This is a genomic window from Cryptosporangium japonicum, assembly GCF_039524755.1.
In the GTDB taxonomy this organism is placed as follows: Bacteria; Actinomycetota; Actinomycetes; order Mycobacteriales; family Cryptosporangiaceae; genus Cryptosporangium; species Cryptosporangium japonicum.
In genome coordinates, this window is record NZ_BAAAGX010000028.1 from 255,463 (window position 1) to 269,307 (window position 13,845).

A 13,845-nucleotide genomic window follows, 5' to 3' on the forward strand; every position below is an offset into this window, starting at 1 on the left:
TCCTCGGATCGCTAGGCTAACGCCCGTACGGTTATCGTTGGCAGGAGTGTGACCATCACCAGGCGTCCGGTGCGACCAACCGCACTCCCCGACGTGATCACGGCGTCGTTACGCGAACGCATCGGGGTCGAATGGTCCACCGGCGACCAGCTGCCGAGCGAGGCCGAACTCGCCGCGGAGTACGCGGTCAGCCGGCACACGATGCGTGCGTCGCTGCTCGCGCTGCAGCGGGCCGGGCTGGTGGAGACCCGTCACGGTTCGGGCACGTTCGTCACCCGGTACAACTCGTCGATCCGGGCCGGTCTGCAGGAGCTCCGGTCGTTGCACGATCTGATCGCGCAGCAGGGCCACCGGCCGGGCGCGTCCTACCGGCTGCGCCGGCGCCGGGTCGTCACGCCGTCCGAGGCGGAGTTGCTCGAACGCAGCGCGGTCTCCGAGGTGTTCGAGATCGAACGGGAGATCACCTCGGACGGGCGGACGGTGGCGTTCGACTACTCGGTCGTCGCCGCCGACGCGATACCGGCCGACGCCGAGGTCACCGGCTCGCTGTTCGAGCAGTACGCGAAGGTCAACGCGCTGCCCGACCGGGCGGTGGCACGGGTGCGTGCGGTGCTCGAGCCGTCGGTCGGCTGGGGCGCCGGGCGCCACCCGGACGGGCTGTACCTGCTGCTCGATCAGGTGCAGTACCTACCGGGTGGACGGCCGCTCTCGCACTCACGCATCTACTTCCTCGACGAAGGCTTCGAGTTCCTTCTCGTGCGCAGTTAGTGGCCCACGGTGAAGCGCCGGTTCTCGTTGATCCGGTTCTCGATCTCGTCGACGAAGGCCAGCGCCAGGTCGGCACCCGAGATCTCGGAGGTGCCGTCCTCCTTGGTGACCAGGACGTCGCCACCCGTGCGGTAGGAACCCGTCGCCTCGCCCGGCGCGTAGGCGCCGAACAACGCCGCCGGGCTGACGTAGAACCAGTTCAGCGCCGGGTCGGACTCCCGGAGCGCGGCGAGGACGTCGGCGTGGGCGAGCGCCTCGGGCTTCCAGTCCTCGTGGAAGTCCGGCGTGTCGACCAGCCGCGGCCCGCCCTCGGCCACCAGCGAACTGCCGGCGCCGCCGACGACGCCCAGCCGCGCGCCGCCGGCGATCGCCGCCGCGGACAGCGCCGGCAGCGCGTCGATGAGGCCGGGGCCGGACGGGTCGAAGCCGTGGGTGGCGATCACGATGACGTCGGAGTCCGCGGCCGCCTTCTCGACGACCGCGGGGTCGTGCAGCGAGCCGGTCTCGTAGGCGACGCCCTCCTGCGGTGAGTCCGGCGGCGTGCGGGTGATCGAGACGACGTTGTGTCCCCGTCGCGCCGCCTCGGCCGCGATATGGCCCCCGGCGTAACCGGTTCCGCCGAAGATCGTGATGCGCGCCATGTCAGTTCCCCCTCGGTGTCCAGCCCAGCGCGGGGCCCGTCTCCGTGGCAAGTATTGCCGCTTCAGTTCGCCAGGTTGACGTGGGCGCGGTGGTGGTCGCCCTTCTCGATGAGGTCGACGAACCCGATCGCGTAGTCCGCGCCGGAGATCGCGCCGCCGTCCGACGGCGCGACCGAGACGTCGTCACCGACCCGGTAGTCACCCGAGCGCTCGCCGGGCGCGAACGAGCCGAACATCCGGGCCGGGCTCACGAACACCCAGCTGAGACTGTCCGGAGTCGCGGGGAGGTCCTCGATGATCAGCGCGGCGCCGGCGAGCACCTCGGCGTGGATCTCGGCCGGTACGTGGGTGAGGTCCTCGACGAAGCGCGGCGCACCGGGCTCCGGGCGCAGCGACGAGAAGCCGCCGACGACGAACAGCCGGGCCCCCGCCGCGTCGGCCAGGCGCGCGACGGTGCGGTTGACGTCGCGGAACGAGTCGGTCAGCGGACCGCGTGGCGCGAGCGTGGAGACCACGACGTCGGCGTCGGCGACGACCGCGGCGAGGGCGGACTCGTCGGTGGCGTCGCCTTGGACGTAGGTGACGCCGGTGACGGGCTCGGTGGGGGCCGAGCGGCTGAACGCGGTGACGTCGTGGCCGCGCCCGGCGGCCTCCGCGACGATGGCCGACCCGGCGTAGCCGGTACCCCCGATGACGACGATGCGAGACATGACGAGCCCTTCTTCCGCAGATCCGGTCGACGTGGTTACCGTAAGAGACCAGGTCTCCGGCGGGAAGAAGGCACTTCGTGGAAACCATGCAGGTAGATGGGGTGATCGACGGTGATCCCTATCACGCCGACTGCCCCACCCGGCGCATCCTCGACCGCATCGGCGACCGCTGGACCGTCCTGGTCGTCGGCGTGCTCGGCGACGGGGACGCCCGCTTCTCCGAGCTGCGTCGGCGGATCGAGCGCATCTCGCAGAAGATGCTGACGCAGACGCTGCGCAGCCTCGAACGGGACGGGCTGGTGCGGCGCACGGTCCACCCCGAGGTGCCGGTCCGGGTCGAGTACGGGCTCACCGACACCGGGCGCACGCTGCTGGAACCGCTGCGTGCGCTGCGTGAGTGGTCGATCGAGCACGTCGACGCCATCTCCACCGCCCAGGCGGCCTACGACGACGCCGCGAGTTCCTGATCGCGCACGGCGAACGCGGCCAACAGTGAGCCGGTGAGCAGCGCGACGCAGAAGAGCACACCGGGCACGATCGACAGCCCGCTCACCACCGCGAGGCTCACCGCGGCCGAGATCCGCTGGGCCACCTGCAGGAACCCCGCCGCGAGCCCGGCCAGCTCGGCGGGGGCGTGGCGCAGCGTCAGCGCCTGGTTCGGCGACACGACCAGACCGCCCGCGATCCCGAACATCAGCTGGGTCGCCGCGAACGCGGACGCGTGCGGCACCCAGAGCGCGCAGGCCAGCGTCGCCAGCGCACCGACCACCCCGAGCGCGGTCGCCCACCGCAGCATCCGCGGCCCGAACCGGGCGAGCACCCGCCAGCTCACCAGCGACGTGAGCCCGAACGCCACCGCGCTCGGCAGCGCGGTGAGCGCCGCGGCGAGCGGCGACTTCCCCAGCGCTTCCTGCAGGTAGACGACGACCAGCAGGCCCAGCGCGAGCACCGAGCCGAAGTTGAACGCGGCGACGAGCGTGCCGGCCACGAACCCCCGCGAGCGCACCAGCGCCGGATGCAGCACCGGCGAGGCGGCCCGCCGTTCCCACCCCACCAGCACGACACCCAGGGCGACGCCGCCGAGCGCCCACACCGCGCCGGAGGTCACCGACAGCAGCACGCACAGCGTCACCGCACCGAGCAGCGCGAGCCCCGGGGTGTCCAGCGCCGTCCGGCGGCGCACCGGAGACCGCGGCAGGTACCGCGCGGCCAGCACGAACGTCGCCACTCCGAACGGGACGTTGATCAGCACGATCAGCCGCCAGCCCCAGTCCGGCCCGGCGAGAGCGAGCAGCACGCCGCCCAGCACCGGGCCGATCGTCGCGGCCACCCCGCCGACCGTCGCGTAGGCCCCGAGCGCCCGCGCCCGCTGCGAACCACGGAACTCGTCCTGGATCAGCCCGAGGACCTGCGGGTTGACCAGCCCGGCGCCGAGCCCCTGGACGAGTCGTGCGCCCGCGACGACCCACGCGTCCGTGGCCGTGCCGGCCACCACCGACGTCACCGTGAACAGCGCCAGCCCGGCGAGGAAGTAGCGGCGCCGGCCGTGGGCGTCACCCAGCCGGCCTCCCGGCACCAACGCCAGGCCGAACGCGAACGAGTACCCGGCCAGCACCCACTGCATCGCGTGCGGCCCGGCGTCCAACGAGGACCGCAACGACGGGATCGCCACGGTGAGCACCGACTGGTCGATCAACGTGGTGAAGCCCGCCGCCAGGCAGAGCCGTAGGGTCCACCGGCGACGGGCTTCGGACACCTCAGAACGCCGCGAGCACGGAGCCCGAGTACTTGTCCTCGATGAACTTCTTCACCTCGGGCGAGTGCAGCAGCTTCTCCAGCTTCGCGATGCGCTCGTCCTTCTCGTCTCCGGTGCGCACGACCAGCAGGTTCGCGTACGGGTTGTCGGTGCCGCTCTCCAGCGCGAGCGCGTCCTTCGCCGGGTTGAGGTCGGTCTCGATCGCGTAGTTGCCGTTGATCACCGAGAGCGCGGTGTCGTCGAGGCTCCGGGGCAGCTGCGCGGCCTCCAGCGCCTTGAACGTCAGCTTCTTCGGGTTCGACGCGATGTCCCGCTCGGTCGCGTTGACCCCGACGCCGTCCTTCAGCGTGATCAGGTTGTTCGCGGCGAGCAGGTTGAGCGCCCGGCCGGAGTTCGACGGGTCGTTCGGGATCGCGACGACACCACCCTCGGGGACGGCCGCGAGGTCCTTGACCTTCTTCGAGTACAGGCCCAGCGGCTCGATGTGCACCGGCTCGAGCGCGGTGAACTTGTAGCCCTTGGCCTTCACCTCTTCGGCCAGGTAGGGCTTGTGCTGGAAGTAGTTCGCGTCGAGCTGCTTGTCCTGCAGCGCGACGTTGGGCTGGACGTAGTCGTTGAACTCGACGATCTCGAGGTCCAGGCCCTCCTTCTCGGCCAGGTTGTCCTTGATGTACGTCAGGATCTCGCCGTGCGGGACGGGGCTGACCCCGACCTTGAGCGCTCCGTCGGACGACGACCCGGAGTCGTTCCCGCCGCAGGCGGCGAGCGCGAGGAGGACGGTGAGGGCGGCCAACAGCCGACGCATGGGGGCTTCCTTATCGGTGGGAGAGGCGGCGAACGATCAGATCGCCGAGCATCTGGATGAGTTGGACAAAAACCACCAGCACCACGACCGTGGCGATCATGACCTCGGTCTCGAAGCGCTGGTAGCCGTAGCGGATCGCGAGGTCACCGAGGCCGCCGCCGCCGACCACACCGGCCATCGCCGAGTAGCCGACCAGCGCGATGACCGTGATCGTGAGGCCCGCGACCAGGCCCGGCCGGGCCTCGCGAAGCAGCACTTTCGCGATGATCTGGCGGCGGGTGGCGCCCATCGCCACCGCGGCCGCCACGACGTCCGGCGGCACCTCGCGGATCGCGGCTTCGACGATGCGGGCGAAGAACGGGATCGCGCCGATCGTCAGCGGCACGATCGCCGCGGACGTGCCGATCGTGGTGCCCACGATCGCGCGGGTGAACGGGATGACCGCGACCAGCAGGATGATGAACGGCAGCGACCGGCCGACGTTGACGACCAGCCCGAGCACCGCGTTGACCGGCGGGACGGCCAGCAGACCACCGCGGTCGGTGAGCACGAGCAGCACCCCGACGAGCAGCCCGCCGACCGCGGTGAGCAGCGTGGAGACGCCCACCATGTAGGCGGTCTCCCGCAGCCCCACCCCGAGAATCTCACTGAGCTCCGACCAGGTCACGGCTCCACCCCTTCCCGGGCGTCGGTCGTGGCCGGGCTGCTGCCGGCGATCTCGGCGAGCACGCCGCGCTGACGCAGGTGGTCGATCACCGGTCCCGCATCCGGGCCCGGAATGGCGAGCCGCAGCCGACCCGCGCGGACCGCGGCCAGTTGCTCGACCGCGCCGCTGAGGATGCGGACGTCGACGTCGAAGGTGCGGACGAGGTCGGCGAGCAGAGCGTCGTCGGCGTGCGAACCGCTGACCGTGACGTCCACGACCGTGCTGCCGGGCACGTCCGGCACCGGCCCGAGCGGGAACAGCCCGCGGGTGAGCTCGCTGCCGGGTGTCGCGAGCAGGTCCGCGACCGGGCCCGCCTCGACGAACCGCCCCGCCCGCATCACCGCGGCCGAGTGGCACGCCTGCTTCACCACGCCCATCTCGTGGGTGATCAGCAGGATCGTCAGGCCCAGGCGCCGGTTGAGGTCCTGCAGCAGGCTCAGGATCGAGCCGGTGGTGTCCGCGTCCAACGCCGAGGTCGCCTCGTCCGACAACAGCACTTTCGGACGCCCGGCGAGCGCACGCGCGATCCCGACGCGCTGTTTCTGGCCGCCGGAGAGCTGCGCGGGGTACGCGCCGCCCCGGTCGCCGAGACCGACCAGGTCGAGCAGCTCGGCGACCCGCTCCGCCCGCTCGGCCCGGCCCACGCCGGTGACCTCGAGCGGGAGCGCCACGTTGCCGGCGGCGGTGCGTGACGAGAGCAGCGCGAAGTGCTGGTGGATCATGCCGATGCCGTGCCGGGCCCGGCGGAGCTCGCCGCCCGGTAACGACGTCAGCTCCGTGCCGTCGACGGTGATCGTGCCGGCGTCGGGCCGCTCCAGCAGGTTGACGCAGCGCAGCAACGTGCTCTTGCCCGCGCCGCTGGTACCGATGACCCCGTAGATCTCTCCTTCCGCGACGGTGAGGTCCACACCGTCGACCGCGACGACGTTCCGTTTCGCCGACCGGTAGGTCTTGCGTAGGCCTTCGATCCGAATCACGAGAGCGGAGCTTAACTACGAAAACCCTACCTGTCATATCGGGTTTAGATTGATAACCTGGAGGCATGACGCACCTGGCCGTGGGAATCGATGGTTCGCCGGACGTCGACGCGGTGGAGCGCGCGGTCCGGATCGCGGAGGACGCCGGGTTCGCGTTCGTGACGTTCGACGACGCGGGCGTCGAGGCCGGTGTGCTGGCGTCCTACCTGGCGTTGCGCACGAGCCGGATCGGGCTCGCCCCGACGCTGCACACCACCACCACCGAGCCGTTCCACCTGGCGACGCAGCTGGCGTCGCTCGACCACGCGACGCTCGGGCGGGCGGCGTGGGTGGTGGGGGCGCCGAACTCGGCGTCCGCGCTGGCGACGATCGGGCGTTCACCGCTCGGCCCGCAGGCTCTGCGCCGGGAGGTGTCCGACGTGGTCGAGGTCGCCCGGGCGCTCTGGGATTCCTGGGAGGACGACGCGGTGATCCGCGACGTCGCGACCGGCCGGTTCCTCGACGCCGACCGCGTGCACCACGTCAACTTCACCGGCGACACGTTCTCCGTGGTCGGGCCGTTGATCACGCCCCGCCCGCCGCAGGGCCAGGTGGTGGTGCTCGGCTCGGACACGCTCGACGTCACCGCCCGGTTGGACGTGGCCCTGGTCGGTCCCGAGGTCGCCGGGCGCGCCGCGGCCGCCAGAGCGGACGGGGCGCCGCTCGTGTTCGCCGACGTCGACGTGCTGATCGACGAGACCGGCACCCGGACGGACACCCGGGCTTCGACGGACCGCCTGCGGCACGTCGGCACCACCGCGGGGCTGCGTGAGCTCCTGGCCGGGCTGGCGGGCACCGTGGACGGAGTCGTCCTGCACCCGGCCGACCTGACGATCGACCTCCCGCTCCTCGCGGACGCGTTCGGCGGGCGGCCCGGGCCGGCCCGCACGCTGCGCGACGTTCTCGGGCTGCCGCGCCCGGCCAACCGGTTCACCACCGTCGCTGGGGAAGGAACACCGTGACCCGCCTGCACCTCGGCCTCTTCTACACCGGCGTCGGCCCGCAGACCCTCTGGACCGACCCCGAGGCGGCCGACCACGTCCACATCGGCACGTTCGTGCACGTGGCCAAGGCCCTCGAGCGCGGTCTCTTCGACGCGTTCTTCCTCGGCGAGGGGCTGCGGGTCCGGGAGAACCGCGGCCGCGTCTACGACCTCGACGTCGCCGGCCGCCCGGACGCGATCACCCAGCTCGCCGCGCTGGCCGGGGTCACCGAGCGGATCGGGCTGGTCGCCACCCAGAACGCCACCTACAACTACCCGGCCGACCTGGCCCGCCGCCTCGCGAGCCTCGACCTGGTCTCGCGCGGCCGGGCCGGCTGGAACATCGTCACGACCGACAACGCCTGGACCGGGGAGAACTTCCGGCACGGCGGCTGGCTCCCGCACGAGCGTCGCTACGAACGCGCCGCGCAGTTCGTCGACGCCGCGAAGGAGCTCTGGGCCGGCGGCCCGGTGCACCGCGACACCGACCTCGTCCGGCTCGACGCGCAGCTGGGCTTCCGGGCCCGCCCGGTGCTGTTCCAGGCCGGTGACTCCCCCGGCGGCCGCGACCTGGCCGCACGCCACGCCGACGTCGTGTTCTCCACCCACAGCGACTACGAGGGTGCCCGCGCGTACGCCGAGGACCTCCGGGCCCGCCTGGCCGGCTACGGCCGCGGCCCGGACGAGGTGCGCATCCTGCCGGGCACGTACGTGGTGCTCGGCGACACCCCGGCCGACGCCGCCGAGCGCGCCGCCTGGATCCGCCGCGAGCAGACCACCGGACCGCGTGCGATCGCGTTCCTGGAACAGTTCTGGGGTAAGGACCTCTCCGGATACGACCCCGACGGCCCGCTGCCGGACATCGAACCGACCGACGGTGAACTCGACCCGTCCCGCGGCACGCTGCCGATCGCGTGGCGCACCGGCAAGCTGAAGCGCATCGCGGAGTGGCAGCAGCTCGCCGCCGACCGCGGGTACTCGATCCGCGACCTGGTCGCCGAGGTCACGCCCCGGCACGAGGGGTTCGTCGGCACACCCGGTCAGGTGGCCGACGAGTGGGCGCGGTTCGTCCGCGACCGGGTCGTCGACGGCTTCAACCTGCTACCGCAGCGCATCCCCGGTTCGATCGACGACGTCGTCGACAAACTCGTGCCCGCGCTCCAGGACCGGGGCGTCTACCGCACCGAGTACGAGGGCACGACGCTCCGAAATCACCTCGACCTGCCGGACGCCTAGCGTCACCGTCCCCGCCGTGGGCCAGGACGGCTATGTCGGCGAGAGCGTCGCCGCGGCCTACGACGACGACCCCGACAGCGCGGAGTTCTCCCCCGCGGTGGTCGCGGCCACCGTCGACGTGCTCGCCGAACTGGCCGGCGGCGGTCGCGCGCTGGAGTTCGCGGTGGGCACCGGCCGGATCGCGGTGCCGCTAGCCGCGCGGGGCGTCGAGGTGGCCGGCATCGAGCTCTCGCCGGCCGAGTTCGATCTGATGGCCCAGCTGGCCGGCCTCCACCTCGAGGCCCGCTGGAGCGATTGGCACCGCGCACCGTTCACCCAGGAGAGCACCAAACACATCTCGACCTGGCAGAAGCCCGGCTAGGTCAGCCGCGGCAGGCGGTAGCGGGTGAGGACGCGGTGGCCGGGTGCAGGCCACCGAGCCGCCGGTAGCGGCGCGTCCCGCGGGCAGCGGTGGTGTGCGACACCCGGAACCGCTTCCGGCGGCGCCGAGCCTCCCCGCGGCGGAGGACGGTTCCGCGTGGACCGTGCCGAAGGCCAGGGCGCCTGCTGCCCGTCCCGATGCGGGCTACCGCCCGGCTCGGCCGCCGCGCCCGACTCGGGCGCCCACGCGAGTCCACCACCACGCTTGGCTCGAGCGCCGCGATCGCCGGACTCCTCGGTGACCACCCTGTGCCCGTCCCTCACCCGCAGCGCACCCCTGACGCCGATCACGCCGACGGCAAGCGTCGTCACCAGCGTGATGGCCGCGGTGATGACGCCCGGGCGTTCCTTGTCCGGCGCCGGACCGTCGGCCACCTCCGCCCGGCGGCGGGCCCGTGAACTGCGGAAAGGGGTCAGGCCGGAACCGGCGTCGTGGGTTCCTTGGCCGCGTCCTCTTCGGCCGCGGTGGCCGCGTCCACCGATTCCTGGGCCTTGTCCGCGTAGTACTGCTTGAACGACCAGGCGATCGCCGCCGCCCACACCAGGTAGATCACCGCGTAGAAGCCGTAACGCACGCCGTCGGGTGCGTCGATCCAGTCGCTCTTGAGCAGCGAGCGGGTGTTCGTCAGCACGATGATGCCGCCGACCAGCGAGCCCAGCACACGCGGCGGGACGTGGCGCACCAGCCAGGCGGCGATCGGTGCCGCGATCACCCCGCCGATGAGCAGCGCCGCGACCCACCCGAAGTCGATGTTCTCCGAGCCGATGCCGACGAAGAAACCGATGCTCGCGGCGATCGAGATCAGGAACTCGCTGGTGTCGATCGAGCCGACCACCTTGCGGGGCTGCAGCCGGCCGCTGGCCAGGATCGCCGGCGTGCCCACCGGACCCCAACCGCCACCGCCGGTGGCGTCGATGAAGCCGGCGAAGATGCCGAGCGGCGCGAGGAACCGCTTGCGCAGCGGCAGCCCGAGCCGGTCCTTGCGGAGGCCGAACAGCGTGAACCGGCCGAGCACGTAGAGCCCGAGCACCAGCAGGATGATCGCCATGACCGGCGCGGCGGTCGCGGTGTCGAGGCTGGAGAGGAACGTGGCCCCGGCGAACGCGCCGAACGCGCCCGGCACCCCGATCTTCAGCACCACCGGCCAGTCGACGTTGCCGAACCGCCAGTGCGAGAACCCGGAGACCAGCGTGGTGCCGACCTCGGCGAGGTGCACGGTGGCCGAGGCCGCCGCGGCGTTCGTGCCGATGGCCAGCAGGAGCGTCGTCGACGTGACGCCGTAGGCCATGCCCAGGCTGCCGTCGACGAGTTGAGCACCGAGGCCGACGAGAGCCAGCAGGAGCAGTTTCCGCACGGACGCCTCCGTTGTATCCCTATCGGGCACATAGGTTCGAGCAAGTCTCCGTGCCCTACTCGGCATCGTCAAGCGTCGGTCCCACGGTGTGGATGGCGTGACTCGTTGACACACCGCGTTCAGCATGTGACGGTCAGCACGGTTTCACTGTCGAGACCGGAGGGTGCCTGATGACCGACGCTCCCGAGATGACCGAATTACTCCGCGACACGCCGTCCAACTGGGGCCGGTGGGGTGACGACGACGAAGTCGGCGCGCTCAACCACCTCACCGCCGCGGAAGTGCTCCGTGGCGCCGCTCACATCCGCTCCGGCACCGTCTTCACGCTCCAGCGCCTGATCGGCGACCCGAAGGGCGATCCGGTCTGGCCCGGCCGCACCCCGGCCACCCGCACCCAGGTGCTCGACGAATCGACCTGGGACAGCGAGAACGCACCCCGGTTTCCCGGCGGGCTCCACTACGCCGACGACAAGATCGACGCGTTCCTGCAGGGCTCCACGCAGTACGACGCGCTCGGGCACGTCTGGTACGGCGGCAAGATCTGGAACGGCTACGACGCACGCACCACGGTCGGCGGGCTCGACAAGGCCAGCGTGCAGCCGATCGCCGAGCGCGGCGTCGTCGGCCGGGGTGTGCTGCTCGACCTGGCCCGCTTCCGCGGCAAGGAGAACCTCGACAAGGCCGAGACGTTCACCCACGTCGACCTCGAGGAGTGCGCGAAGAGCCAGGGCCACACGATCGAGCCGCACGACATCCTCGTGATCCGGACGAACTTCCTGCGGCTGTTCTTCGAGCAGGGCCCGGCGTTCTACGAGGGCTTCTGCGAACCCGGCCTGACCTACTCGCCCGAACTCGTGCAGTGGTTCCAGGACAAGGAGATCCCGAACCTGGTCACCGACACGATCGCGAACGAGGTCACGATCGACCCGGTGTCCGGCGTCGCGCTCCCCCTGCACTGCGCGCTGATGCGTGATCTGGGCGTGACGCTCACCGAGATCTGCGATCTGGAGAAGCTCGCGGCGAGCTGCGCGGAAGACAAGCAGTACACCTTCCTCTACGTCGCCGCCCCGCTGAAGGTCGCGCGGGCGAGCGGTTCGCCGGTGAATCCCGTCGCCATCAAATGAGCGCGAAACCGTGGCTCGCCCACTACGGCGAGGGCCGCCCCGCCGAGCTGACCCCCGACCACGAGACGATGCTCGACCTGTTCAACGCCTCGGTGGCCCGGGCGCCGTCCACCGAGGTGATCCGGTACTTCGACGGTGTCCTGACGCTGGCCGAGCTGGACCGTGCGTCGGACGCGCTGGCCTCGGCGCTGCTGGACCGGGGCTTCGCCGCGGGCGACCGGATCGCGCTCTACCTGCAGAACAACCCCGCGTTCGTAATCGGCCTGGTGGCGGCGTGGAAGGCCGGCGGCATCGCGGTCGCGATCAACCCGATGAACAAGCACCGCGAGCTGACGTACCTGCTCGCCGACTCGGGGGCGTCCGCGCTGCTCTGCCTCGACGACCTGTACGCCGACGTCGGGCGCGCGGTCGTCGCGTCCGGCGGCACGGACGTCCGCATCGTGATCACCGCCTCGGCGCTCGACCGGCAGCACCGCATCGACCCACGGCTGTTCGCCCACGTCACCAAGCCGGTGATCGAGGACGCGAGCGACCTGGAGACGCTGATCGAGCAGTACGACGGGCGCACGCCGCCGCCGGTCGCGCCCTCCCCCGACGACGTCGCGATCCTCACGTACACCTCGGGCACCACCGGCGTCCCGAAGGGCGCGTTGAACACGCACCGCAACCTCGCGTTCAACGCGCAGACGTACCGCGACTGGATGGCGCTGACGCCGGACGACCGGATCCTCGGTGTGGCCCCGCTGTTCCACATCACCGGCCTGGTCGGGCACGTCGGCGTCGCGCTGCTGCTGCCGGCGCCGCTGATCCTCGCCCACCGGTTCCACCCCGGTGTGGTGCTGGACGCGATCCGCGAGCACCGGCCGACGTTCACGGTCGCGGCAATCACCGTGTTCATCAGCCTCGCCGACCAGCCGGACGCCACCGCCGACGACTTCGCGTCGCTGACGATCGCGTACTCGGGCGGCGCGCCGATCGCACCGGCCGTGCGGAACCGGATCGCCGCCGCGACCGGCCTGAACATCCACAACATCTACGGGCTCACCGAGACGAACTCGCCGTCGCACGGCGTGCCCTACGGCGCGAGCGCGCCGGTCGACCCCACGTCCGGCGCGCTCTCGATCGGGGTGCCGGTGTTCAACACCGACGTGCGTGTGCTGGGCGAGGACGGCGAGGAGGTGCCGGTCGGTGAGGTCGGGGAGTTCGCGATCCGCGGGCCCCAGGTGGTGCCCGGGTACTGGAACAAGCCCGACGCCACCGCCGAGTCGATCCCGGGCGGGGAGCTGCGTACCGGCGACGTCGGCTTCATGGACTCCGACGGCTGGTTCTACCTGGTCGACCGCAAGAAGGACATGATCAACGCGGCCGGGTACAAGGTCTGGCCGCGCGAGGTCGAGGACGTGCTCTACACGCACCCGGCGGTGCGCGAGGCCGCGGTGGTCGGCGTACCCGACGAGTACCGCGGCGAGACCGTCAAGGCGTTCGTGTCCCTGCGGCCCGGCTCCTCGGCCACGCCCGAGGAGCTCGTCGAGTACTGCCGGGCGAACATGGCCGCCTACAAGTACCCCCGCACCGTCGAGCTGGTCGACGACCTGCCGAAGACCACCACCGGAAAAATCCTCCGCCGCGAACTCCGATCTTCCCGATAGGAATACGATGCTTGTATGAGCATCGGTATCGCGGTTGCCGACTTCGACCCCTCGATCCACAACTACGTGGACGCCGTGCTGGGGCACGCCCGCCGGGCGCGCGACGCCGGCCTGCGCTCACTCTGGTTCGCCCAGCGCTTCGACTACGACGCGACGACGCTGGCCACCGTGGTGGCGCGGGAGCTGCCCGAGGTCGAGGTCGGCACCTCGGCGATCCCGATCTTCGGACGGCACCCGGTGCTGGTCGCCACCCAGGTGCAGGCGGCGCAGGCCGCGACCGGCGGGCGGTTCCGGCTCGGCCTCGCGCTCGGCACGAAGACGTTGACCGAGCAGACGTTCGGGACCCCGTTCGACCGCCCGATCGCGGTGCTCCGCGAGTTCCTGACCGCCCTGCGGACCCTCCTGGAGACCGGCGACGCCGACTTCCGGGGCGAGTTGATCACCGCGAACCCCGTGCGGGCGATCAGGCTGGCCGGCGCCACGCCACCGCCCATCTACGTCGCCGCGATGGGCCCGCAGGCGCTGCGGGTCACCGGTGAGCTGGCCGACGGCACGCTCCCGTACCTGGCCGGTCCGCGCACGCTGGCCGAGGAGATCGTCCCGACGATCACCGCGGCCGCCGAGCGGGCCGGGCGCGAGATCGAACCCGACCACTTCGGTCTGAGCCTGCCGGTGGC

14 protein-coding genes and 1 pseudogene are annotated in these 13,845 nt (G+C 71.6%); 8 read left to right on the plus strand and 7 right to left on the minus strand.

Translation table 11 applies throughout. The features are described 5' to 3' along the window. Positions 1–48 precede the first annotated feature (48 nt). Positions 49–768: a GntR family transcriptional regulator gene (locus tag ABD437_RS32720; protein ID WP_344652815.1), complete on the plus strand. Its 720-nt coding sequence runs from the start codon at positions 49–51 to the stop codon at positions 766–768. Here the strand turns inward: ABD437_RS32720 and ABD437_RS32725 are convergent. Together ABD437_RS32725 and ABD437_RS32730 are read right to left on the minus strand one after the other, a co-directional pair. Next, the gene (locus ABD437_RS32725) at positions 765–1,409 is read right to left on the minus strand and encodes an NAD(P)-dependent oxidoreductase (RefSeq protein WP_344652816.1); all 645 of its coding nucleotides are present in this window, start codon (positions 1,407–1,409) and stop codon (positions 765–767) included. The genes ABD437_RS32720 and ABD437_RS32725 overlap by 4 nt on opposite strands. 62 nt (positions 1,410–1,471) lie before the next feature. After that, positions 1,472–2,119 (minus strand): NAD(P)-dependent oxidoreductase, encoded by a 648-nt coding sequence (locus tag ABD437_RS32730; protein ID WP_344652817.1) that lies wholly within the window; start codon positions 2,117–2,119, stop codon positions 1,472–1,474. 86 nt (positions 2,120–2,205) lie between these two features. Here ABD437_RS32730 and ABD437_RS32735 point away from each other — a divergent pair, with 86 nt between their 5' ends. Then, positions 2,206–2,586 carry a winged helix-turn-helix transcriptional regulator gene (locus tag ABD437_RS32735; protein ID WP_344652922.1) on the plus strand — a complete coding sequence of 127 codons (381 nt, stop codon included), beginning with the start codon at positions 2,206–2,208 and terminating at the stop codon, positions 2,584–2,586. Here ABD437_RS32735 and ABD437_RS32740 read toward each other — a convergent pair. The 4 genes from ABD437_RS32740 to ABD437_RS32755 are packed head-to-tail and all read right to left on the minus strand — an operon-like array spanning position 2,562 to position 6,363. Beyond that, positions 2,562–3,875 carry an MFS transporter gene (locus tag ABD437_RS32740; RefSeq protein WP_344652818.1) on the minus strand — a complete coding sequence of 438 codons (1,314 nt, stop codon included), beginning with the start codon at positions 3,873–3,875 and terminating at the stop codon, positions 2,562–2,564. The two genes, ABD437_RS32735 and ABD437_RS32740, sit on opposite strands and share 25 nt — an antisense overlap. 1 nt (position 3,876) lies before the next feature. Beyond that, entirely contained in the window at positions 3,877–4,680 is an 804-nt protein-coding gene (locus ABD437_RS32745) for a MetQ/NlpA family ABC transporter substrate-binding protein (RefSeq protein ID WP_344652819.1), read from the minus strand. Positions 4,681–4,690: 10 nt separating this feature from the next. After that, positions 4,691–5,347: a methionine ABC transporter permease gene (locus ABD437_RS32750; protein ID WP_344652820.1), complete on the minus strand. Its 657-nt coding sequence runs from the start codon at positions 5,345–5,347 to the stop codon at positions 4,691–4,693. Beyond that, positions 5,344–6,363, minus strand: coding sequence for a methionine ABC transporter ATP-binding protein (locus ABD437_RS32755; RefSeq protein ID WP_344652821.1), 1,020 nt, complete (start codon positions 6,361–6,363; stop codon positions 5,344–5,346). The genes ABD437_RS32750 and ABD437_RS32755 overlap by 4 nt, the downstream gene beginning before the upstream one ends. Before the next feature lie 65 nt (positions 6,364–6,428). On the opposite strand from ABD437_RS32755, the gene ABD437_RS32760 reads away from it, so the two are divergent. Genes ABD437_RS32760 through ABD437_RS32770 form a run of 3 tightly spaced genes read left to right on the plus strand, consistent with a single transcriptional unit; the run spans position 6,429 to position 8,981 of the window. Beyond that, complete coding sequence (locus ABD437_RS32760) at positions 6,429–7,364, plus strand: LLM class flavin-dependent oxidoreductase (RefSeq protein ID WP_344652822.1); 936 nt, start codon at positions 6,429–6,431, stop codon at positions 7,362–7,364. Beyond that, a complete protein-coding gene (locus ABD437_RS32765; RefSeq protein WP_344652823.1) occupies positions 7,361–8,620 on the plus strand; it encodes an LLM class flavin-dependent oxidoreductase in 1,260 nt (419 codons plus the stop codon). Before ABD437_RS32760 ends, ABD437_RS32765 begins: the two co-directional genes overlap by 4 nt. 16 nt (positions 8,621–8,636) lie before the next feature. Next, entirely contained in the window at positions 8,637–8,981 is a 345-nt protein-coding gene (locus ABD437_RS32770; RefSeq protein WP_344652824.1) for a class I SAM-dependent methyltransferase, read from the plus strand. Positions 8,982–9,453: 472 nt separating this feature from the next. On the opposite strand, the gene ABD437_RS32775 is transcribed toward ABD437_RS32770, so the two are convergent. Beyond that, positions 9,454–10,395 (minus strand): sulfite exporter TauE/SafE family protein, encoded by a 942-nt coding sequence (locus ABD437_RS32775; RefSeq protein ID WP_344652825.1) that lies wholly within the window; start codon positions 10,393–10,395, stop codon positions 9,454–9,456. A 170-nt stretch (positions 10,396–10,565) separates the two neighbouring features. Between ABD437_RS32775 and ABD437_RS32780 the strand changes: the two genes are divergently transcribed. The 3 genes and pseudogenes from ABD437_RS32780 to ABD437_RS32790 all read left to right on the plus strand — a co-directional run. Further along, positions 10,566–11,519, plus strand: coding sequence for a cyclase family protein (locus tag ABD437_RS32780; protein ID WP_344652826.1), 954 nt, complete (start codon positions 10,566–10,568; stop codon positions 11,517–11,519). Then, a complete protein-coding gene (locus tag ABD437_RS32785) occupies positions 11,516–13,168 on the plus strand; it encodes an AMP-binding protein (RefSeq protein ID WP_344652827.1) in 1,653 nt (550 codons plus the stop codon). The genes ABD437_RS32780 and ABD437_RS32785 overlap by 4 nt, the downstream gene beginning before the upstream one ends. A 15-nt stretch (positions 13,169–13,183) precedes the next feature. Continuing rightward, a pseudogene (locus ABD437_RS32790) lies at positions 13,184–13,845 on the plus strand (TIGR03564 family F420-dependent LLM class oxidoreductase); the annotation flags it as partial.